A 22,704-nucleotide genomic window follows, 5' to 3' on the forward strand; every position below is an offset into this window, starting at 1 on the left:
AGATTTCACCAGTCGGAGTGCCTGACGTAAACAGGCAAGAGGAAGTTATTGGATCGGGCGTTCGTACCGTAGAAGAACTTGCCACCAGGTGTTTTCCCGCAGAAAGTCGGTCAGGCTGCCGGCTTCCTCCTTGGAAAGGCGTTGATTGCGTAATTGCCATAGCCGCCAGGTGGAAATAAACGCTTGCAGTAATGGTATCGCTGCCAAAGCGAACAATGTAAAACACAGTGTTGCGGTCCGGATCAGCAGAGTTGGGGTAAATACCTCGCTGGCCAGAACCAGCAGAACGACCGACAAAGCGATCAGTATTGGTACTGCACCCAGAACGAGACACAGATGCTTGCGGCGCCTGAATCTGTTTATCAAGGTGATCACAGACTCGCCGCTGGCGGCCACTGCCTCCTCAAACTGTAGCGCGGGGAGTGTCTGTTGATGTTCAATCCGGTAGCCGTAAGCAAGCATCAGACTGCGCTTCAAGTTATTGGCGAGTGAAGGGCCAATTTTAGTCGCCGCGTAACGCAGTTCCGATAACGGTAGGAACAGATTTGCAGTGAAATACAGTCCCTTGCTGGCGCGCCTCCAAGACGTTTTAGATTTCGGGGATTGGTCAGTCATTACGAGCCCCTCCGGCGCTGAGTTCGTGCAGCTTGGCCTGCAGTTGTGGACGATAAACCTCGTTGGCATTTAGGCCCAGTTGTTGGCCTTGCAAGACGTTGCCTTTTTGCAGCTGCTGCTTTATCCCCAACAGCAACCAGTTTTGTTGCGCTTGCACACGGATAGATTCGCGCGCCAGGTTGTCGCCGTCCATCGCCTGCAGGTCGGTTTGATAGTCGGTGTTGGCATAGCGCCGACCTACGTCGAACTGCTCAAATTCCCGCTCCGACATCATCCCGGTACGCCGGGCCTCATCAGATGCTGTCTGGTTGAAGTAGGCGGCAGCTGATGGGGTCTGCATCACTTCTTTCAGCACATCGCGTGTTGCTTCACTGGGTTGACTGGAGGCCACCATGGCCAACATGGGTTCGCGTGCCGCGGTGTTCACTGCTTCGTACTGCGTCATCAGGCCAATATATTGGCGGCCGGAGGCGCTTTTTACTTCGCCTTTACTGAGCTGTTTCCCGGCCGAGGCTGGAGCACTGTTAAGTGCGTAAGCCATTGCTGCGTCGGTCTGTTTCTGATCGAAGGTTAAATCAGGCGCTTTGCCTTCAGCGCCGGCACCATCGAGTAGAGACGTAAACCGCTTATCACCCCCCGGCAATTCAGATAGGCGAGTGCATACTCCCGTGCCGCCGTAAGCAGCCATATCGGTGGCATCGCAGTAATCGGCATGTACGCCTGCGGCCCGAAAGGCTGTCTGTTCTGGTGCTGGAGCCGGGGCGGTCCATCCCTGGCGGATCATGGCATTGTTGATTCCCTGGCCCCGCGACAGCGAACTTTGTCGCGCGCGAGCGCGACTTTGAACTTGTGTGACCATGCCGGAACCAGATTCAGTACACAGGCTATCCGGTATGGTATAGGTTCGGCGCGATCGCTCGAGGCGTTCGGTTTGACGAGCAAAAATATCTTGATCGCGTTGTGCTTGTGCTGCCTGTTCGATTTGCGTGGCGATCTTGCCGCCGTTTTGGTTGATGGCGGCACCGATCTGCTGCTGTGTAGCAGCCATCCCTGTCAATGTACCGCTCATCTGCCCAAGGACCGGAGCGACCTGTGTCTCAATGGGAACGCTAGAGGTTACGACAACGGAGACAGCGTGCGCTGGAGAAGCTAATGCGGAGAGTACCAGCACGACCAGAGGGGAAAGCCTCATGGCAGGAGGGTATGATTTCATTTCAAAGCGTCCTCAAGAAAATACCGGCAAATAGCGCGGCCCAAAAATAGTGTTGTAAGCGAGGATGTGGAGGTTAGGTCTGCGGAGGAAAGCACGGATATACCAGTGATAAAGGCGCATGGTTGCTCCTTATGCTGCATCCCCCTGTACATAGCCGAGGCTTGCCAGCATGTCGTTGGCCAGTTGACGAATGGCGCCGCTTTCATCGTCATTGCCGGCGCGCTTTTTCATCATCGCAATATGTTTTTCTGCTGAACCGCCTGGGAAGGTTTTGGCCAACAAACGTCGGGCCGTTTGGCCATCCAACGCGTCATACAGCATGTTGCGTAGAGCGCGGTTTACCGGGGTCGAGTTTAATGCCCAGAGCCGCAGTGGCCCTGCGGTGTTTTTGAGCAGCTGAGCCACGTTGCCATTGGTGGTTTGGAAAACGGCCAGAAACGTGACGCCACTTCCATCCGGCGCGGCGCCGCGGGTTGTGTTGAGCAACCTATTTAGTGTGGTACGCGGCACCTTGAAAGTTTCCTGCAGAATAGGGAAGTCCTTAGTCCTTACCCGCATCAGGTACAGGGAGTTGGCGGATTCCAGGATTGTCTGCGGGTAATCATCCAAATATTGCGAAGCGAACACCGTGCGGATACCGAATTTTCTTTTCTCGCGATCTTCGGTTTCGAGTGCGTCCCACAAAATGTCGATACCTCTGATGTTATGCAGCTCATCGATAAAGATGAGTTTGACCTCCTGATCCAGTTGTTCGATGCGTTTTCGATGCAGTGGTACATAACGTGGATCCAGATGATTGTAGAGTTCATCCTGGTACTGTGGCAGATAGAAGTCGTTAGCGCCGGCCAGATGGCGGGCGAACTGATACATGATACCTGTCTTGATTTTACCTTCCGGAGTTTGATTGCCGGCTACGTTGTTAACGTCGACGATACGAATGCGCGTATTTGGGTTGATGGAGTACCGCGTGCGCCCCGATATCAACGGGTAATCGAACAGCGCCTGTGTCAGACAGCGTGACACATAATGCAGTAATGACTCATCCGATCCGGGACGGTTGACGTTAGCGAAGACATTGCGCATTTCCTCGCTGTTTAGCGCCCCCTGCAGATCGTTGAGCTCAGGTACAGCTTGAGCCTGTGCTAACGCAGCCTCAGCAACGCAGCCGGCAGTGAACAGCATATCGCGGACTTCGTACCAGGTAGCGATCTCCCACCAAGCGGCATCATAGCGATTCAAACAGCCGCTTGTTTCCAGCGCGGCATCAACCTCCGGAACCAATGATGCTCCATAACGCACCGGTTCAATGTCGCTGTTCTTGCGGTACACCATCTCAATAGCGCGTGTCAGGATCTGTCTGCATGATGGGGCATCAGGTGCAGTGCCCAGCTGTGGATCGATACACAGGCTGGTCAACAGGCCGAGCAAGTAGTCACGTTCAGTGCTAATTGGGGCTTTAAGTCCAAGTTGGATATCGAACGGATTGCGGCAGAAATCTGCTGTATTACGCAGAATAATACTGGCAATTTTGTCCTTTTGTCCGTGGGGTAGGCTGTCATAGACCAGATCGTAAAAGCCCTGAGCGGTAAAGCCTTTGTCAATGAAAGCCATAAACGGCAGATCAGTATTACCGTTAGTGAGAGCATCGAGGTGAAGGCTGTTCGCTAACAGGGATTTGCCCGAACCTGGAGGCCCTGCGAGCAACTCGGTGTGCTTTTCCTGCAACGAACTGCCCAAGCCGATCGGATAAGGCTTGCCGTCGACGGTCTGGAAAATTGCGTTGCCTTCGTTACCCCAGGGGCTCGCTGGCCGTTGCAGCGGCATCAGTTTTAACGCTTCAGACAAAGGGGGGTACATTAGCGTTGGCGCGCTGAAACTAGACACCATAGGTAGAGTGTTGACCCAGGCACGAATGGGATCGCCGAAAGTACGGGTCACTGTTGTAACACCCCAGCTCTGGATTGCTTTTTGCAGTAACGTCAGATTGCGTTTCAAACGGCTTTTGTCTGCGTCCCAGGTACTGGCGGTGATACTCATCATACAAACAGGCTCTTTCTTGTGCTGCGCCATCAACCATGAAATGGAGTCGTAAATATCTCGTAGTTTAGGGACGAAGGCGGCAAACGACAGTAGCTGCTGCTTTTTTTCCAAAGCCTCACCGCCGCCGGGCATCAAGTCCAGACGCAAGCGCCAGGGTAGCTGCCGTGGTACTTTGGTGAACAGCTGGGCAAAGGATTCGGGGCGCTGAGGTGCCAGCGTCATGGCCAACTGACCGTGATAGAGTCCGTCGACCTCTATAAGACTGCCGTGGGTGTCGACCTCGGTGTCGCAGAACTGGAAATTCAAGTGCGGTGCCAGGGCTGCGCTGATATCGTCGCCGCGCAATTTTCCTTGAGGGATCACGCGATCGCCTGGCAGCAGGGGGCGCCACTCTTCATGGGTACTCAGCCGCTCTATTTCATCGCGGATCACATGGCCAGCTTCATGGGCGTCAAGCAATCGAACCATCACGCCGTCGTTGCCGTCGGCCAAATCAGTGGCCAGCTTATCGATAAATGCGTCGTGGCGCAGCTTAAGGCCTTCAAACTCGGCGTAAATCGGGTTTTGCCCGAAACGGGCTTCAGGAAGATTTTTGAATTGAGTATTCTGCCGCTGTATTTCTTCTCTACGTTCACTGAGCGGCAGAGCGCCAATGGCGGAATACACAGTAAGCCAGACTCGTTCGCGGGCGACATACGGCGTGAGTTTGACGATTTGCTCATCGACCAGGTCATCGAGAGCCAGACCAAGCTTACGGTAGGCGCGTCGTTGCGGTTCAACGAGACGAGTGATTTCTTCGGCGCTGCGCGTTGGATCGCGTTCGAAAACGATGCTGATTTTATGACCCAGGCTTTTGAAATCGCCGGTCAATGCATCGCGTAATTTCAGAACGAAGCGCAGGAAGCTGTCCGGCGTCGGTGTTTCATTTTCGTGCTGGGGAACTGCCTCACTGAACTCGCGAAAAGCTCCTAGGATCTCAAATGTGCTGGCATAGTCGTTAGTTTTAGTGACGTGTATGTAGGGAGCATCAAGTGAGGGGTGTCGGATTTTGTCGTCTGGTGTCAGGCCGATGACGGTACGCAGGTCACAATACTGTGCGAAATCGCGGCCTAGAACATAACGGGAGAAATAAGCAAAGAGATCTTCGATTTTATCGATAATCACAGTTAACTCCGGGACAGATAGTCGTGATAGAAAGCGCGCCACCAGGTTGTTCCCGCTTCAAGACCGTCAGTGGCCAGCCAGTCTTTTATACGTGCGGGATGTAACACTAACGCGAGATGTTGCCAGCGCTCCGCTGCAGTTTGTCGACCTTCCTCATCCAGTCTGCTCAGAGCCTGGGCGAACGCTTGCGGGTGTGTGGTGCCCCAAGCTTGTTTGACGGGACTGTCGTGGGTTGTCAGCCAGTCCAGTAACGCTTGTGCGTCGCTGCGATATTCATCGTCGGTGGAGGATAATGCCTGCACGATAGCCCGCTGCAGATGATTTGCATCTTCCGGAGCCAAAGCAGGCAGATAAACCATCACACCCGCTTCGGCAGAAACAGAGTCGAGTTTTTGCCAGGCTTCGCAAATTGGATCTGCGACCCCCAGGTTGTCCTGGGCAGTATTCAATGGATTGGTGTCCCTAAACACGGCCCTGTTGTGTGGTGATGAATAACCGCAATAGTCACAGCTATGACCGCCACGGCGAGCCTGATCGTCCAATGCATCGCGCTGCGCAGGTGTGAGAGCATGCCCGGTAATTCGCCGGGAGATGGAGAAAATAAGCATGAATATTTCCAGAGATCCTGGTAGCAGGAAGGCCATCCCGAACGGGATGGCCTGGAACAATTAACCAGCAGTTACGGGCTGCATTCCCATCTGTTTCTGACTGCGGTTTGCGACCTGGTCAAGTGCCAATAATGCAGCGCCGGCTACAATTGCAATCATGATATGAGAAACTTTAATCTGAGGATTATTCTTCTTAGAGATCATCATGATAATTCCTGCAGCTATACATAGCAGGCCGATCACACCGATAGATTTAACAAACGGGTCTTTCAGGGAGGTTACTCCGTTAAGCATGGCTTCGATTGATCCAGCAAGATCATCGTCCGCATGAGCCAGCGGGGCAACGACCATACTAATCACTGCTGCCAGAATACTGGCGATATGTCGACGAAGGGCATCGGCCACCATATAGATTTTGACTGCCGCGTGCAGGGGAGCATTTTTCAGGGATTTCAGAACGTTCATTTCTACCTCGTAGTTTTACCAATGGATATTAAGAGTGTTTTGCAGTGCATCGAGTACACGCGGATTGGCGGCGAGCATAGTGCCGATGATCAGACGCTTTGCGCCGCTAACAACGTCATCACCGGCACTGAGCCCGGTGTGGCCGTCTTTCTGTGAACGCCGCAGGCGCAAAAGCCCCTGTAGCGCGTAAATCACGCCGACCAGTTGTAACAAGGTCAGGGTTGCGTTGATGGCCGTGGCGGCCGGGCCGTATTTTCCTTCGGAGACATAGGCGATGGCGCCAAAGGTAACGCTACCGAGCGCCATCTGGTTTGATGTAGCGTTCATCACCTGGTGAAGGGCGATAGTGGCACCGCACATCACGACAACGGTGACAATTTTGCCGGCGCCGTCTTGTACCTGCCCGCGTCGAGCTTTGCCGGCGATGCTGCTCAAGTGCATGGCCATCATGACCAACCCACCAACTAAACCGATCGCCAGTACCAGGCGAATACCGACGTCTGTCACATTGTTGACTGCGTTGGCCAGCATCTGGACCAAATCCATAGCGTTCCTTACCGAATGGTTCCGGCGGAGGTGATCACCTCACGTTTTTCAGTATCGATACGCAGTACTGTTGCGCGCCCCAGGGAATCGCCTGGTCGTAATGCCCAACTGCTCCCCTGATAAGTCACCCAGGCCAGGTCCGGATACAGACTGGTTATCGAGGCTCCTTTGAGGCTGTGGTTCGCGTTTGGGCGACGTGAAGCAGTATTTCCGATTGGTTTAGCGGCAGGCATAACCGCAGCAGGTTGGGGCTGTCTTACAGCTTGAGCAGCAACTTGCTGCTCAAGAGCACGCAAGCGCTGATCCAGTGATTTGAGACCTTCTCGATTATCGCGAGCGTATACCCACACGTTGTCTAGAGCTTGTGCCGTTGCCTGCTGCGCATTGTCCTCGGCGTTAGTTAGCGATGCGGTTTCACCGAGAGGTTCAAGTTCGCGATCTGCTGATTCGATATGCACTCCTGCTGGGGGGGACTGGGGTGCTGCTGGCGCTGGAGTTGGCGTGGGCTGTATTGGTGTCTCTTGAGTCACGAATTGGGTGCTGCCGTTACTACCACTGGACTGTGGTGTGTTGCGTAGCACACCGTAGGTGACTATGGCTAACAGCGCGATTATTAGGGCGATCATCTGAAGACGTGTAACTTTTAAGCCCAAGGGCAATGTGATCAGCCGTGGTTCTGAAGGCTTACGAACGATCGGAGTCTCTGCCTCGATTGGTTCATCCAGTTGCTCGTCCGGGGGCGGGTTATTCAGGTCGAAATGAGACTTAGACATTAACGCTCTCCTGCGAGGGATGTGGTAATAGCATCCCGATTGATGCGATCGCTGGCGTATACGCCTTTCATGAAATGAATCGCGATGGTTTGGTTTTTGAAGACTTTCACCTGTTTGACCGGTAACCGTGCAGCGTCGGCCGCCATCACCTGTCCGGCTTGAGTACCGATACCGCCAGCGACGGTGCCCGCGAGGGCTGAACCTTTCACCTGTCCTGTACCGCCGCTGATGGTGCCGGCATTGGTGGCAAGGATTTGGGTATTTTGCTGTTCGTACAGCTGACCGGCTTTTCCTATGCCCATGGCCAAAGCAGGTAGCAAAATACGACTGACGTAGCGATTATTGACGTCGCTGGAGACGGTAGATTGCAGGGTGTCGTCCTGCAGCGCGTAGGCATCAACCTGGTAGTCGACGCCATTAAGCGTCATTCGAGTGAAGTGGATCACGACACCATCGCCGGCCAACTGTATGCCCTTAGCGGTGAATTCTGCACCGGCCAACTGGCCGGCTGGTATGTGGGCCAGCACCAGTGAATTAAGGTTGTCAGAATCGATGGCATTGTCGACCACCGCCGGGCGGCGAGTGTTTGGCGGCACAATGACGGCATCACCAGATGTACGAGCTGAGGGAGGGACTTCCGAGGCGACAGTTGCCTCTCTTCCAGGCAGACTCTGCGACCACTGACTGAAAGCGTTATTGCCGGCCCCGGCTTCGTGTTCTCCTGCAGCAGGTGTCTGCCCAAAGGTGCCAGCTAACTGCATGTTGCCCGGTCGCCAGCGATCGTTGAGCAGCTTCAGATAGCTTTTTAACGCTGCTTTTTGATCCTCTTGGATGGCTCCCCCAGACTGAGGAACTGAGGTGGTGTCGGTTTCCGCGGTTGTTTTAAGGGCTACCGGCGGAGGCGGCTCATTTGGTGTTTCGATTTGCACATCACTCATGCGCAATGAAGCGATAAAACTACCATCGCTGGCAGCTGCTGCTTCTGAACCAATACGGTTACCCGTTTTGATCAGCTGCTGATATTGCGCTGTTTCCTGAGAGGTAACCGGCGCGCTATTGGCTAGGTTGTTAATAGCGTATTGCGATGGGGTCGGTGCCGGCTGGTTCAAATAGCCCCAGCCCACAAATAACAGAGCGAGCAGGCCGATGCCTCCGGATAACAGCAGGAGCAGGCTTTTTTTGCCGTCGCTCGCCGCATCTTTTTCGATGGCCATAGGGTTACTCCAGATTGATGGTCAGTGGTGTATTGCGACCCTGTACAGAGAACACCACCTCCGGAGTGAGCGGCAGTTTCCACACATGGGTGCCGTCAGCCGCGGAAGAGGTTTCAACAAATGCATCGCGTAATTCGCTTCGTGAGCGGATATAGAGGTCGTCTCCCATCTGCCAAACGGCAGTCAACGGAACTCCGCCGCCAGTTTTGAGATGACGGGCGCCATCGGGCGGGACGCCGTCCAGAAACGCCTGCAGCGTAGGATTATCGAGGCTGATTTTCTCGCGTGCGATCGGCAGGGGTTTTGCCGATGGTCCGCGAAGAGGGAGCCTCAGGTTTAGGCTGCTGTCAGTGATCTGGGACCTGCCGGTGTTGTCCGGTTCGCCACTGGTCAGTGCTATGACGACGGGAACCGGTAATCCCTTCAGATAGACCGTTACGCTGCCGGTGTCGTAAGCGCGCCGGGCCTGAACGGACATGGCTGGGCTGTCGGGAATGTAATTCACCTCAAAACCAGCGTTGTTGCCATTAAGAGGTGGTGCGGCAATCGGCCACGGCGCGCCGGTTTCGTCTGTAAACGAAACAGAGCTCGGGAAATTCGGCAGGGCGCGGAGCATCGGCAATGAGGCACCTGGCGACAGGTTGACGGTCAGAGAGCTAACCCGCGGCACCGCTGTTACCGGTGAACGGCTTTCGCTGCGTTGAAGTTGGTCAAAAGTATTACGCAGGCTGTCCACCTCGCGTGGTGAGAGCGGCGCCATTTGTTTTTGGGCATAATCCAGCGCAGGCAAAGGCAGCGGTGGCGAGCCATCCTCCGGTAAGGGCGTTGTTGGCTCTGGTGTTGTTGTTACAGGGACATGTTGCGGGGCATTGACAGGTGTCACGCTCAGCGTTTGTGCCGGTTTCCAGGCGGGGGCAGGCGCTACTTCGGTTGTAGCCGCGCCTGCAGCTTGCGCCAGGGTCAACAGAAGCAAACCGGTCAGGGGGGTTTTCATGTTATTTAGCCTCGAAAGTAATGAGCTGGGACACTTCCATGCCGGTGTGTTTAAGACGGGGGTCGGTACGCTGGATAAGTAGTGACATCACAAATGACTGTTCGGGCAACGATGTCACTTGGCCGGTGAGCTTGAGTTTTATCGGATATTGGATCTTCCAGGCATAAATGCCGTTCTCGAGCGTTCCTTTGCTAACCACTACGCCGGGGGAGGTCATAATCGACATGTTCATCTTTTTGTCTTTCACCGCTGTCAAAACGTTGGAGGTGGTCAGGGCGGTGTAATAACTGCGGAACCCATCGTCTGAGAAACGAGCCTGTAGCGCATTCATTTGGCTGCGGTAATGTACAAAATCGAGCGTGAAAGCCTCTCGCAATACCTGTGCGCCAAAGTCGGTCACGTTGATATCGCTGTAGGCTGGTTGATCAGTGGGATAAAGCGGCGTGATCTGCCCATCCTGTGTGGCGAAATACTTCACTGGAGGATGCAAGGCGACATACGCCAGTAAAGCGATAATAAACGCGCATACGACGAGAGTGACGCTTTGCCACAAGTTAACCGCCAGAGAACGACGGGCAAAATCGGCATTGAGCTGACTGGCAATATGCTGCGCCACGGCAGCTGCGTAAGGCGTTTCACCTGCAGACGCAGGTGGAGTAACTGGCTTTTTCATGGTGACTGTCCACGGGTGAGCCCCGCCGCAGGGGAAAACTGGACGGGGGATCGCGTTTATGGCTGAACATCGCGCGAATGCGCGGTGGATTATCGGGAGAAAATGTACCCATCGGAATTGCCGCTGTTGCCGGTCGATGTTGGCGCGACGGTAGCAGGCTGGCTGTAGGTGGTTGGCGTGTAGGTTGGCGCCGCGTTCATCGAACGGGTTGTCACCAAACCGCCAGTTTGGGACGACAGGTCGCCCCATGGGTCTATTTTACTGGGTATATAAGATTGGATCTTGTCACGTACCGCGCGGCAAACTTTGTCCTTGATGCCATTGAGGATCCCACTGAGATCACCAAATGTCGGTACTGTTATGGCCGTGCTGATACTACCCAGGCATTGCTGCAAGCCACCGGATACTTGGTTTTCACGCTGCGACCAGGCCTCGGCAGCTTTACGATCTCGTTCATAGCCCGCTTGCGCACCCACCTGCGCGGCAGATACCGCCCGGCAGTTGGCGGCGTGCGCCGATAGAGAAACATTGCCAATTAATAATGCGACCAGGAAAAGTTGACGGATCATGAGAGCTCCTATGCCCCTGGGCGAGGGAATGCGGTTGCGGGTTTGACTGTATTCTCCGGCACGTCGTCCCGGCGCTGCGGGGTGTGCGCCGGAGGCGTGTACTCGCGCGTGAACCCCAGTTGTTTATGCAGCGCCGGCGGGCACTTTGCCGGCTCAACGAGAGGGGCATACAACCGCTCTTTTTCGCCTTTGAGATTGAACACAAAAGCGTTGCTAGCACCTTCCTCATTGTTGATGGCATTACCATGACCGATCGGTGTTAGGCCTTCAGGAGTGATAATGTTGAGCGTCAAATAGCGATGACCATTGGTATGAGTACAAAGTTTGCCGAGTACCGGGTGATATGCATCCTGATATTTCACCATTCCCTGTACATAGTCGCCGAGCCCTTTGATCAGAAGCAATTTGAGTTGTTTCTCCGCATCCAGTGTTTTAATTAGCGCGGTGCCTGCATCCTGGGTGTGGGCCGGTAGCGGTGTAACTGTAGGACGTGTTGACGGAGGTTCGGTACCTTCCCCATTAGGTTTTAACCAGACCAGCTCTTGTTGCAGTGTTGGCATTGGAGGAATAGGTAGTTTTGCCTCGGTTGCCAGCTGGATCACCTGTTGCTGCAGTGCGTGATAATGCGTCATATCATAAGCATGCAGCGCCGCCGGCGGCACCAACTGCTGTTCGTTCCGAACTAATAATGAGGGGTCGATAGCCGGCTTTATTTCCCAATGGTTGCGGTGCGTGGTGATCTGCTTCGTTTGTTCTACGCCGTGTTTGTCTACCACTACCTCCCCTTGTGGGTCTCGCATTTTTGCCTCTACAGTGACCTCTTTGCGGCCGAGCCAGGTTAGCTTGACGATATCGCCTTTGGCCAAGCCACTCTCCGGTACTACCCGAGACAGTTCTTTGCCCCAGACAAACTTCTCTCCGTCTGCTGTACGCAGTTTGATGTAGTAACTATTACTCTCAGAGTTATCGAAGTTGTACTTGGCCTGTCCATGATCGAGTAGTGTGCCGGTCAATCCCGCTTCGCCTTCAGCACGACTGGCATTTTGCGCCGCCTCTTGTGGCAGCGTTACCGGTTGAAGCTCTGGCGGCAAGGCGTTTGCTGATTGCATCGAAACGGAGGATTTATTGGGTTCCGCTGCATCAGGGACAATCGCGGATATCGGTGATCCCACCGGTGACGGTTTGTCAGCGGGGGCAGGTTCGTCGGTGAGGCGCTGCCTTGCCTCCTCAAGCATCACCTGCTGTTGGGCGTTCTTCATTTTGAGGTCGAGGTTGTATTCCGCAATCAATGTGATGGCTCGTTGTTTGAATTCGTCGCTGCCGGTGAGTTCAATACGACCACGGTACTGCTCTCGCGCAACCAACAGAGCACTCAGGATCATGGCGTCGTTCTGGCTGGCTTGGGCAGTCGCCATCAACAAGCGATCGCCGTGGTCAACAAACGCCGCTTCGCCGGCAAAAAGATATTTCACTGAACGACCGTCTGCTGCCATTTCATGAGTGATCTGTTGCATTAAGGCATCCAGATCTAATGGTTTCACCGCGCGCGTCTGGCTACCAATAGGCGTCTCAATGTGGATACCGTCGACTTCTTCAGAGGATGACGTTGGAGCCGCCTGTTCCTTTTCTACCGCAGGTCGCGGTGCCAGACGACTGGCAAAAGAAATGGGTTCCTCCGTTACGGAGTCTTCTGCCTCCGAGCTGGAGATTGTTGCAGTAGCTGCCTGTTTTACAGGTTCTTTGTGTTCTATAGATGCGGACTGCTCATCTACAGAAGGAGGAGATGGGATAACGGTAGGGGCAATTTCTGCCGTTTTTGATATTTCTATAAGAGCCTCATTCTCCATGACGGCGTCTGCTATATGGCTGTAGTCGGTGAACTCGTTTGGCACATTGGCAGTTACGTGATCGGGCAATGCCTGATCTGATACTGATTCAGCGACGTTAGGCGTTGGTTCAGAAGGTTCATCGGTAAGCACTGGCGGAATAGCTACGGTTTCTGTGTCGTTAGCCACATGATCTGGTTCCGGGTTGGTCATCTCTGGTACGACCGGAGTATTTGGCATGGTTGCCTCTTGTTGATGGGTAGGTTTTAGCATTGCCTGCACCGGGGATAGCTGTTCGCTCAGTGCCGCCAGTCCGTGAGCAATATGCAGATCATTGAAGTCCGTTAACTCCTGCTGGCGCTCCGCCGGGCTGAACGTTGGTAATAGAACCATGCCACCGGTTAGTGCCGCGGCTTCTTCTGCTTTTTCTTTACCTGGATTACCCGGACGTTTCGGCTTAGGCAAGTCGTCATCTGCTAAAAAAATCATGGGACTATCGGGGTATTTATTTTTCAGCGCGCCAGCGACTTTAACCAGATTGCCGGAGTCGACGGTCATTACCACTGGGTGATGCAGTGCCATTGCGCCGCTGGCTGCGGTGGCGTATCCCTCTGCCATTACAATGGGGGAGCCATTCTTAAGTGTACCTCCGACGACGAAGAAACATTCCTCTTTCTGACCGTTTTTGGTCAACATCTTGGCGCCGTCCGGCTTGATGGTTTGAAGAGAACGAATCTCACCGTCGACGTTGCTCAGGGGGATTTTCAGGTTACCTTGGCGATCGAGGCGCACTCCCGAAGATGCCTTGACCATTTTTCGTTGAAGATAAGGGTGATCATGGCTGGCCTGAGAGAGTTGTGCGTAAATGCGACTCTGGGTTTTAGCGACAACATTTTGTTCGTTTTTTATTTCTTCGTTACGTTTATAGCGTTCTTGAGCTGCCAGCGCTTTTTGATGCGCAAGAACGGCCGGATCGGGTTTTTCCGTAGCCAATGACCAAGTGTGCCTCATTCCTCCGTCTCTGTGGTCGGCGAACCATCCGTTAATAAAACCGTTGAGGTGACCAACATACACACCGGATTTTTTTCCCGGCTTGTCGTCCTGCATGGCAATTCGGTGTGTCTTGCCATCCATTTCCAGCATGTTTCGTCTATCAAAGACGCCGCCTAGAGACTCAATAAAATCTTGGAACTCCCTTTTTGCATCACCTTGCTTTTCCGTTTTGGCCAGTGTGGGATCGATGCGCCACTTAGCGAGTTTGCTGAGGTCAGCCCCAGGGTTGGCATACCAGGATTTAGCTTCGCCATCGAAGGTGAGGGCATTGCTTCCATCCGGAAGTTTTCCCGCTGCGCGAAACGCTTCTTTGCGTTGTTCAACGGGGATCACCAAATAGGTGGGTTCGGTAGCTATCATGAGGTTTCCTTATTTATTCGAAAAACTTGCGATACCACCAGGGACGGCCGGTAACTGAGGTTCCGCGGAGTAGGTGGTGGAGACGCTGAAACAACACCGTTGGGGTTAATCCGAACAGGGACAAAATTTTGTAAATGCCGAGTGCGAGCAGGCAGAACATGAAAGTCATCATGGATGGCCAAATAGCGCAAAGCAGAAACAGCAGGTACACCAGAACGGGAATGCCGAGGATCGTTGCCGGCCGACCGCTATCGAGCCAAGGTGAATAGTCTTTCCCACCGCTGTCGATCCAGGGGGAATTGTTTTTGCTCATAAACCCTCCTTGTTTTTCGCAGTAAACAGCGGATAGCCCATGACCTGTTTCGCGGTCTCTTCATCAACACTCCCGGCGGTAAACAGTCGCCATGTGTGGTCAACAATGCGATGTTCCCGTGCAGCAAGTTCACCGTTAATCATTTCTGGCCAGCGCGAGTAGTGAACTTCACCTAATTTTCGGCGCCATGCTTCATCAAGCAGAACGTATTCCCGAACCGCTTGGCGTTTACCGTCGGTGGTCGGCAGCAAACGCTGTACGATCAGGAAACGTAATGCATCGAGAAGGTCGAAGGCGACTTGCTCGCGAGCATCGGCCGGCGCCATGAGGATGCATCGAGAAAATGCATGGCCAGGAGAAAATGCGTGCAAAGTGCTGAGTGTCAGGTGACCGGACTGGGCGCACGCTACTGCTGCTTGCAAGGTCTCGAGGTCGCGAATTTCACCAACTCCGATGAGAGTCGGTGCCTGACGTAATGAGAGACGGAGCCCGTGGGCAAAACTTGGAACGTCGCGGCCGATTTCCGACTGCTGAGGTCGCAGCTGCCAGGTAGGCCCGCCGAAGAGGTATTCGACCGGATCCTCGTAGGTGACAAGCTTCCCGTGCGGATGCGTTTCTCCGTAGTGCTGATATATCGACGCCAACAGAGTGGATTTTCCGGAGCCGGTCACGCCACAAACCAAACCGAGGCCATCGAGGGGCAACAGGTTTTGGCGCAAGTCGTCTTCTAATCCTAGGCTGTCCAATGGGGGGATGGCGGTTGGAATGACGCGCAGCGTCACTGCCATAGCGGTATTAAGCGCGCCAATCGTAGCCTGAATGAAGTTGCTGCGAAAACGGACGCGCTCCCCGCGCTCCAGCCCGTACCGGCCAGTATTGTCACCTTCGAGCTGTAATGGCCGATCTGCGCCTTGGCCGCTTTGCACCATGGCCTTGATATCAGGTGTATAGATACTGTCGATCAGGTGTAACAGTTTGGCGTGATCTAGCGGGAACTGACTGGCGGTAACCTTACGGCCATGATGATCCACGACGATTTTGCTGCCGCTTTGCAGATGGATATCGGAAACTTTATGGCGGTAACAATGGATGAAAAATTCACGGAGTCTGTCGGGGGTAAGCCCCCCGCTGAAGTCAAAATCGGTGAGGGCTATCATCAATGCTCCTGTTTTATTGTCGGGTGTTAACCGTTGGCTTCCAGCGCTTTTTATCCAACTCGAATCCAGCGTGCTGTTTGAGCTCACGGGTACGATCACCGATCGTCACCTTGTCGCGGGAACCCGTGACTGTCTGCAGCTGTTCACTGACGACCGGCGGGGTAATGATCCCTTGCTGTAGCAGCGTGGTGTAACGCAACATGCCGGTGTAATCGCGAGTCAGGCGGTTGAAATTGCTCTCGAGCGTGCGATCAGCGCTCTCGCGCCCGTCCTGCCAACCTTTTTCTACCGCGGCGCGCCACACAGTTTCTTCATTTCCGTTCTTTGGGCGGATGTCAGTGGGAATATCAGTATTGATAGTCAACCCAGCCAGCAAATACTGCCGCCAGGTGGGCGGATTACTGACGAACCGTTCTGGTAGCAGGATGCTGTAAGTCTTATTTGCTGTGCGAATCTGCCTGTCAGTAATGTGTGCCAACGATTCTGAAGCAACTATGACCGGCGGTAACCAACCCTGACGGCTAATCAGTGGTGCGAAGGTGTACATTCTGTTCAGTGCGTCGTTTTGGGCGTTTAAAGCTTGCTGCAGCTCCCAGGCGCGCTGCGCTTTGCCGCCGCGGAAACCCACGGTTTGCCCAGCTTCGTTCATCAACTGCCAGAGAGTGTCGTTCAATCCATGTTTATCCGGCGCCTTTGGCGACAAGTAAGCCCCGATATCTGGGGGCGGCCCCCCATCCAGAACGGCCGCACCGGCCGCCGTGCTGAGCAACCCCAGCCCGAGGGCAAGAGCGATTTTTTTCATGCTGGCATTCCTTTTTTAAGGGGCAACATAAAGAACAGACGCAGCTCATGCGATTGCTGTTCAAGCCGTGCCCGCCAGTCTATTTGCGTTCGAACAAGGCGGAGTACTTGTTCGAAGGTGACGTCGCTGGCATGCAATGTAAGTGGCAACGGAAGTCGCACGCCGGTATAGGCGAATGACAAGCCGCGCATGTGAGCCAGTTGGCTGAGCAGTTCGATGGCATCACCATCCCAATCCACAGTAATGCGTTGTGAATTGGCGGTGATCTTGGGTGTGAATAAAACCGGGCGCACTTGGTTCAGCGCCTCAGATTGATAGAGCGTCGCTGTGATGTTCTGGATTGACTGCGCCGCGGGAGTGACGGCCGCTGTTGGAGTAACAACAGAATGCGGTGCCGGCGTACAGACGCACCCGCTTAAACCGAACAAGGCGGCGATCATAGATAAACGCTTCATGAGAGGATGTCCTGCGAGATAAGAATTATTGATAGCTGAGAACGTTAAACCGTCCAGGCCCGCAGCTATGAGCTGGTAAAGGGTTTGAGATCACGTTGTAGCTTGCACCCGCCGGAACGGCGAAGGTAATGGAAGTTTGTTTCGCCCATTGGACGTTATTGTTAATGCTGCTGGCAACATTCATGCCGTTTACAGTTGCCTCTAAAGCATAAGTGTTCATGCAACTGCCATCCTCAACATCCCATCGTTTGGGCGATTCACCTCCGCTCGCGATGATCCAAAGCGTCGATGCCCCTTGGTTCGAGCCAGAGAATATACCTTCGTGATAACCCAGGTTTTGATAGGCCCCGTTGCTTTTTCCTGTGCCGCGCCAGACACCGTTTTGACAGACAAGCAGGCCTCCGTCGGGCATGCGACCGACCAATCCATTCGGCCAACAACCAGTGTTCTCCTGTGCCTGTCCATCAAGCTGCAGATATTCGCCTACTGAGGCTCGTCCATCGGCTCGAACCGTTCCGCCTTTGAGCTGGCCACCGGTGTAGATCCCTTTATTGTTGACTGATCTGATCCAGTCATTGTCGTCCATATAAAGGCCACCGCCGTGGTCTTCGTTGAGCCAACCTTTTCCGTGTTTTGTGATAAGCCAACCCCCGTTAGAGCGGATATCCCCGTTGGCGCCAATCCAGCCGTCTGACCAGACGTTTTCCCGAGCTATCAGGCTCTTCCCGTTAACATTATTGGCATTGTTGAGGTCGTTGCCCCCCATATCTATAGCGGTGTGCATTTTATTTAGGTCTGGCCGTCCGTTGACCTGAAAGCGATAGAGACGGTCACTCTCTTCAGTACCTCCGTCTAATATATCCGACGTCAGATACGCAACCAGATGGCCACTTTGGCCATTCAGTCCCATATTAGACAGGTTGACCTGCCAGCCACCGCCGGCGCCGTTGGCAACATTGACGGGTTCGATATACCCACCCAAGCCAGATGTGTTCTGAGCGATATAGCGTTGGCCCTTGAACGTAATTTTTTGACCGCCGGCGGTCAAAACAAAGGCGACCAGCTTGTCGGTTTGCGAAGGATTACGTGTCACGGCAAGAATATAGGTTTGGCCGTTATTGTTGGTAAGGGAAAACCCCGCCGGCAAAAAACCTTTATCGCGCAGGGTCTGGCCGGTTACCGTTACGTTGCCGCCCCCTTTTACCTGATTCAGCAACGTATCGTAGTTATCTTTCACGTATCGACGGGCACCCTCGCTCACTGTGCTCAGGTGTGTCGCGGTCACGACCCATGTTTGTTCTTCTATATAGTTCGAATATCTTTCCAGCCCAATAGGAGCGGCAATCAACACGATCGCCAGAACGATGGCCATCGAAACCAACGTGCCCCCCCGGTTAATACGAGGAGTGGCATTTTCAGCAGTCATAGGGCACCTGAAGAGAGCAATTGAGGGGAGCTACCGGCTACAACTGCCAGTAACACGAATAGCCAGGGAGCATAAGGTTGAGTCTTTTTGTTCGTCAGTAATGCCCCTACGATAAACAGCAATAATGCACATCCGCTCAGCACGCTGGCGAGCTGCCAGGGAAACCAGGCGCTCAGCGCGGCGATCAAATGCACGTCGCCCATGCCGAACCCTTCTTCACCCCGCAGATGCTTGGCGCCATAGTGAAAGGCATAGAGGAACAAAAACATGCAGATACTGCCTGTGAGCGCCTCAGTCAGGGTAAGTGCACTTCCAGGCATCAAAGTAAACAGCAGACCAGTCAGCCAAAAACCTGAGGTATATCGCAGCGGTAGCCAGTAATTGCGTAAATCCAGCAGCACCATGGGAATACCCCAGGCCAGCAGCCCCAGAATTTTGACAGTACCAGCCCAGGGATGCCCCACAAGGGCTGTTGTTGCGATCAGTGCAGTACCGCTGCCGACGAAAACTATTGTGACGCCTCTGACCTGCCGCCGAGTGAGGGGGGGGCCATCATGTTCAAGCAAGAATTGTTTCGCTCGATGAACCAACGGCTGGGCGCCAATAAACAGAGTGGCGCCGGCGCATACCATCAGTAACGAGAACTTCAGGAGATACAAAGCCATCAGGCAGCACCTCCTTTCAGTTTCATGTACATCGCATACACTTTCCGCGCGTAAATCATACGCCTCGGACCGTTGTTATCTGCGAATCCGGCATTATAGGAGCCGAGGCATTGCCAATTTACCCCGCATTGTTTGAGGTGCTTTGCCAATATCCAGGCCCCGATCTGCACGTTGAGACAGCTGTTGGTCAGCAAATCCTGCTCACTGCGGATGAGGCCCAGCGCACGCAACTGGGGAATATGCCGGTCATTGATTTGCATCAGCCCGAAGTCACGGCTGGTAACTCGTCCGGCTTTATCGCGATTTTTGCCAATGGCTTGAGGATTTAGGCTGCTTTCGACAGTTGCCATTGAGCGCAGTAATAACGGGTCAACTTTATAGCGTGCACCCGCCTCGTTAAAACAGAACGCCTGTGCCGGCAGCGAAAATAATAATGTCCAGCCCAGCACCAGACAGGCCAGGGCTCGTTGAAAGGAAGACAACATGAGAATGCACTCCAGATGGAGGCCGGCAACAGAACGTTGCCGGCAGGATGGGCATCAGGTGTTGCTGGTAAAGGTAAGGGTGTTCTGACCAACAGATCCTTTATCGGCAGTACACTGCGCTCCCACGGCGCTGGCAGCGATCGCGCCATTCGTCGATGTGCCGTTGACCATGGTGGTAACAACACTCGGCGCCGCACTCAGTTTTGTGGCCAGAGTAATGCACGCCTCTTGAGGAACGGCCGCGTAAGTCAGAGAGAAGGAGGATTTCTGCCCACCGGCCGTTGCCACGGGTTGCACGGTGACAGCGCCCCCCCACAGGTTTTGCAACTTGGCGCTACCCGAGGATTTGGTACCGACAACTGACATGTTGGCCGGCGCCCCCCCGAACTGGATCAGCGCACCGGTCATGGCGTCAGCGGCGGCAAAATTATAGATGCCGGATGTTTTCAACATGGTGCGAGTATTGGTCATTAGCTCCGCAGCATTACTGTACTCTGTGTTGCCATCGTTACGATTAAACAGACCGCCACCTTGTGTGATAGCGACAGCCAATACAGCAAGGACAAGAACAAACCAGATCATTGCTTCAATCATAGTTATTGCCCCACGGTTGACAGTCGAGCGAATGTTTTGTGTGAGTTCCATTACTATTTCCTTTAGGTATCGTAGAGAGTGGACGGTCTAGCGTGTGCCCACGAGGTCGTTGAGGTTTTGTGTGGCCAGAAGGATCATGATCATGTAGCCAGCGTTGGTGCCTAATGCGATGTAAGAAAGCAAAGACGCCGTCCGCTTGATCCGGGCTACAGTTTGCACAAGCCAGGCCCGTGCAAAATTTTCAATAATGATTTCAGCGTTGTCGCCATCGGTCAGCAGGACCAGCTTGTCGATAGCACGCGGGGAGGGGAATCCGTAGCCGGCATTGCGCAACGCCAACCCGAGATGGTCACCTTGCCTAACCTGCCGCTGGGTAGCGGCCAATCGCTCATATAACCAGGGCGGTGCATAACGGCTCAGCATGTCGATGGCATCCTCCGTCTTCACCTGAGCACGCATCAACGCACTGAAATTAAGTAAAAAACCCACTCCCAGCACGTCGCGATACACACTCCACGGCAATAGACGGTCCAAAACATGCTGCCGCACCGTTCCCGTCAAGTTCGGCATCGACCAGACGACGAAGCCAATCAGCAGGAGTATCAACCCACCGAGAATAATTGCATGATTGACAAAGAATTCTGAGATGGCGCTGAGCCACCACAACGCCCCAGTCCAATTATCTCGGGCAGACAATGACTCCAGGCGGGGAAGGAAATAGACAGTGACCATCTTCATCATGGCAAACGAGATTGCCAGCAACAGCATCGGGTAAGCCAACGTGGACACCAATGCTGATTTCATATTCGCCATGCCCTGCACCACGGTGATCGCCCGGTATAAGGCAGCAGCCAGGTTGCCGTCCTGAACGCCGGAACTGAGGATGGCGGCCTCCTGCCGGGGTATCCAGGACGCCAATCCCTGGTCGACTGACCGCCCCTGACGCAGGGCACTGAGCATATCCTCCAGGCAATAGACCACCGGCGGGCGTTTCTTGCCGAAGCTCCCTATCATTGAATTGATGGCTTTCTCAACTTTGAGGTTGTTGTCGAGCAGGAAAGCCAGATCCTCGTAGAGCGTCAGGCGGTCAGCGGTGGAGAACGTCTTTTGCGCCAACCAGCGCCCTACCCCTTCATTCATTGTTTCCGATGACGGCATCCTGCCCCGTAGCGCCGTCAACCGTTCGCGCAAACGGGAAATCATGATGCAGCCTCCGGGGGTAACAATGTCAGGCTGTCCTCGTCCAGCGGGCTGATATAGTCCGCATCAATCGGGTCGACCAGTCCGTCATTGAGATAACGCATCAGGTGCTGGCCGCGAGTGATACCGCCCAGCTCGTTCACCCAATAACTGCGCGCAGCCAGTTTGCCCTCATGGCGAAACAGCTCCATGAATCTGGCATCGGGACGAATGACTTCAGCAATGACCCGCCGGCCGATTACGCCTTTGTAACAGTGCTCACATCCCTCAGGATGGCGAAATGCCAGCTTTTCGACCTGACAAAAGCGTTCAAGCAGCGCTCTTTTCTCCTCTCCCAGATTTGCTCTGACCGCCTCCCAGCGTTTCTTGCAGTGAGGGCACAACAGCTGCACCAGTCGCTGCGCGATTAAGCCAATCATGACTTGAGGATCGGCCACCTGGCCCATGGGGATACCCAGAGTATCGGTCAGGCGATCAAGAATGCCGACCGCATCATTCGCATGCAGCGTGGTTTCCACCAGGTGTCCTGACTTGGCCGCCGTCAAAGCAGACTTAACCGAGTTGGCATCACGAATTTCGCCGACAACCATGGCATCAGGGTCCAGCCGTAATGCGGCAGAAATAGACCTGACCCAGGCACGGCTAACAGCGTCCGGATCGTTTTTATCGGCAATGATGGGGGTTTGTACCGCGCCTAAAATCAATCCTTCTGGAGGGTCTTCCAGCGTCATCAGTCGTTTTCGATGCCCGGTAAAGGACAGATACATTTCGCTGAATGTGCGCAGGGAGGTACTTTTCCCAGAACCGGTAGGGCCGGACAGGGTGATGACGCCTTCAGGGCGCGCCAGCATACGGCGAATAAGCGTTTGCTGTTCCGGTAGAAAACCCAGTTCGTCGAGCGTAGGCGGCGTTTTACCCTCATCGGGCAAAATGCGCATGACCACATACAGACCAAATTCTGCCGGCGTATGCGCATAACGCGCGCCGAAGAGCTGAAGCCCTTGCAGAAACTCTTTACGCACCCGCCCATCCTGAGCGCGATTGGGGTTAAAACTCTTCTCGGCCACATCGCACATCGACATCACTATCGTTGACGCCAGCGTCATCCCTTCCGCGCAATCCAGCGTTGTCACCGTTTCAAGATCGCCATGCACACGAAACTGCACCACCGTCACATCATTCATCCCGATCAGCAGATGAATATCACTGGCGCCTTTCATCTTGGCATCCTTGAAGAAGCTAATAATCTTCGCCTGTTGAACGGAATATTCGTTAGCGTTGGGGTTCTCAGTGAGCTGGCTTTGCTGCATCTCTTTCAGCTTATCGAGCTGAACCCGCTTAACCTGCAGCCTGGGGTGTTTTTTAAACGCGCCGGCAATCTCTGACGTGACGGCCAGACTGTTATTGTGTGCGTCAGACACATACAGCGTCGGGGCATCAGTATTGGCCAGATCTAAATGGATATAGGTTGAACCACGTTTCTCATACATATGG

22 protein-coding genes are annotated in these 22,704 nt (G+C 54.1%); all 22 read right to left on the reverse strand.

The features are described 5' to 3' along the window. Positions 1–45 precede the first annotated feature (45 nt). The gene (gene traX, locus AC6BYQ_RS23310) at positions 46–615 is read right to left on the reverse strand and encodes a conjugal transfer protein TraX (protein WP_306686627.1); all 570 of its coding nucleotides are present in this window, start codon (positions 613–615) and stop codon (positions 46–48) included. Then, positions 608–1,828 (reverse strand): conjugal transfer protein TraW, encoded by a 1,221-nt coding sequence (gene traW, locus AC6BYQ_RS23315; RefSeq protein ID WP_285142715.1) that lies wholly within the window; start codon positions 1,826–1,828, stop codon positions 608–610. Before traW ends, traX begins: the two co-directional genes overlap by 8 nt. A gap of 129 nt (positions 1,829–1,957) precedes the next feature. Beyond that, on the reverse strand, positions 1,958–5,032 hold the full coding sequence (locus tag AC6BYQ_RS23320; RefSeq protein WP_306686628.1) for a putative type IV secretion/conjugal transfer ATPase: 3,075 nt from the start codon (positions 5,030–5,032) through the stop codon (positions 1,958–1,960). Between the two features lie 2 nt (positions 5,033–5,034). Further along, positions 5,035–5,640, reverse strand: a complete 606-nt coding sequence (locus AC6BYQ_RS23325) for a hypothetical protein (RefSeq protein WP_129993777.1) — start codon at positions 5,638–5,640, stop codon at positions 5,035–5,037. Between the two features lie 60 nt (positions 5,641–5,700). Then, positions 5,701–6,105 (reverse strand): DUF6750 family protein, encoded by a 405-nt coding sequence (locus AC6BYQ_RS23330; protein ID WP_129993776.1) that lies wholly within the window; start codon positions 6,103–6,105, stop codon positions 5,701–5,703. A 15-nt stretch (positions 6,106–6,120) separates the two neighbouring features. Next, positions 6,121–6,651 carry a conjugal transfer protein TraQ gene (gene traQ / locus AC6BYQ_RS23335; RefSeq protein ID WP_128884978.1) on the reverse strand — a complete coding sequence of 177 codons (531 nt, stop codon included), beginning with the start codon at positions 6,649–6,651 and terminating at the stop codon, positions 6,121–6,123. An 8-nt stretch (positions 6,652–6,659) separates the two neighbouring features. Further along, positions 6,660–7,424, reverse strand: a complete 765-nt coding sequence (locus tag AC6BYQ_RS23340) for a hypothetical protein (RefSeq protein WP_306686629.1) — start codon at positions 7,422–7,424, stop codon at positions 6,660–6,662. Further along, positions 7,424–8,638 carry a conjugal transfer protein TraO gene (gene traO, locus AC6BYQ_RS23345; protein WP_129993774.1) on the reverse strand — a complete coding sequence of 405 codons (1,215 nt, stop codon included), beginning with the start codon at positions 8,636–8,638 and terminating at the stop codon, positions 7,424–7,426. The genes AC6BYQ_RS23340 and traO overlap by 1 nt, the downstream gene beginning before the upstream one ends. 4 nt (positions 8,639–8,642) lie before the next feature. Next, a complete protein-coding gene (locus tag AC6BYQ_RS23350) occupies positions 8,643–9,632 on the reverse strand; it encodes a DotH/IcmK family type IV secretion protein (protein WP_306686630.1) in 990 nt (329 codons plus the stop codon). Position 9,633: 1 nt separating this feature from the next. Further along, positions 9,634–10,305 (reverse strand): DotI/IcmL/TraM family protein, encoded by a 672-nt coding sequence (locus AC6BYQ_RS23355; protein WP_129993772.1) that lies wholly within the window; start codon positions 10,303–10,305, stop codon positions 9,634–9,636. Between the two features lie 89 nt (positions 10,306–10,394). Beyond that, positions 10,395–10,874, reverse strand: coding sequence for a hypothetical protein (locus AC6BYQ_RS23360; RefSeq protein ID WP_129993771.1), 480 nt, complete (start codon positions 10,872–10,874; stop codon positions 10,395–10,397). 8 nt (positions 10,875–10,882) lie between these two features. After that, complete coding sequence (locus AC6BYQ_RS23365) at positions 10,883–14,113, reverse strand: LPD7 domain-containing protein (RefSeq protein WP_306686631.1); 3,231 nt, start codon at positions 14,111–14,113, stop codon at positions 10,883–10,885. A gap of 13 nt (positions 14,114–14,126) precedes the next feature. Continuing rightward, on the reverse strand, positions 14,127–14,426 hold the full coding sequence (gene icmT / locus AC6BYQ_RS23370) for an IcmT/TraK family protein (RefSeq protein WP_128884984.1): 300 nt from the start codon (positions 14,424–14,426) through the stop codon (positions 14,127–14,129). Next, positions 14,423–15,583 (reverse strand): plasmid transfer ATPase TraJ, encoded by a 1,161-nt coding sequence (gene traJ, locus AC6BYQ_RS23375; RefSeq protein ID WP_306686632.1) that lies wholly within the window; start codon positions 15,581–15,583, stop codon positions 14,423–14,425. Before traJ ends, icmT begins: the two co-directional genes overlap by 4 nt. Positions 15,584–15,596: 13 nt before the next feature. Then, the gene (locus AC6BYQ_RS23380; protein ID WP_285142727.1) at positions 15,597–16,385 is read right to left on the reverse strand and encodes a type IV secretory system conjugative DNA transfer family protein; all 789 of its coding nucleotides are present in this window, start codon (positions 16,383–16,385) and stop codon (positions 15,597–15,599) included. Beyond that, a complete protein-coding gene (locus AC6BYQ_RS23385) occupies positions 16,382–16,840 on the reverse strand; it encodes a DotD/TraH family lipoprotein (protein ID WP_285142728.1) in 459 nt (152 codons plus the stop codon). Before AC6BYQ_RS23385 ends, AC6BYQ_RS23380 begins: the two co-directional genes overlap by 4 nt. Before the next feature lie 25 nt (positions 16,841–16,865). Next, positions 16,866–18,266, reverse strand: a complete 1,401-nt coding sequence (gene pilV / locus AC6BYQ_RS23390; protein WP_306686634.1) for a shufflon system plasmid conjugative transfer pilus tip adhesin PilV — start codon at positions 18,264–18,266, stop codon at positions 16,866–16,868. Next, the gene (locus AC6BYQ_RS23395; RefSeq protein WP_306686635.1) at positions 18,263–18,931 is read right to left on the reverse strand and encodes a prepilin peptidase; all 669 of its coding nucleotides are present in this window, start codon (positions 18,929–18,931) and stop codon (positions 18,263–18,265) included. The genes pilV and AC6BYQ_RS23395 overlap by 4 nt, the downstream gene beginning before the upstream one ends. After that, entirely contained in the window at positions 18,931–19,416 is a 486-nt protein-coding gene (locus AC6BYQ_RS23400) for a lytic transglycosylase domain-containing protein (RefSeq protein ID WP_306686637.1), read from the reverse strand. The genes AC6BYQ_RS23395 and AC6BYQ_RS23400 overlap by 1 nt, the downstream gene beginning before the upstream one ends. Before the next feature lie 54 nt (positions 19,417–19,470). Then, positions 19,471–20,061: a type 4 pilus major pilin gene (locus AC6BYQ_RS23405; RefSeq protein WP_285142732.1), complete on the reverse strand. Its 591-nt coding sequence runs from the start codon at positions 20,059–20,061 to the stop codon at positions 19,471–19,473. Positions 20,062–20,097: 36 nt separating this feature from the next. Beyond that, positions 20,098–21,213 (reverse strand): type II secretion system F family protein, encoded by a 1,116-nt coding sequence (locus tag AC6BYQ_RS23410; RefSeq protein WP_498057586.1) that lies wholly within the window; start codon positions 21,211–21,213, stop codon positions 20,098–20,100. Next, positions 21,210–22,700 carry a GspE/PulE family protein gene (locus tag AC6BYQ_RS23415; RefSeq protein ID WP_094887940.1) on the reverse strand — a complete coding sequence of 497 codons (1,491 nt, stop codon included), beginning with the start codon at positions 22,698–22,700 and terminating at the stop codon, positions 21,210–21,212. Before AC6BYQ_RS23415 ends, AC6BYQ_RS23410 begins: the two co-directional genes overlap by 4 nt. Positions 22,701–22,704 lie beyond the last annotated feature (4 nt).

This window comes from Serratia sp. LTN-2 (assembly GCF_059740205.1).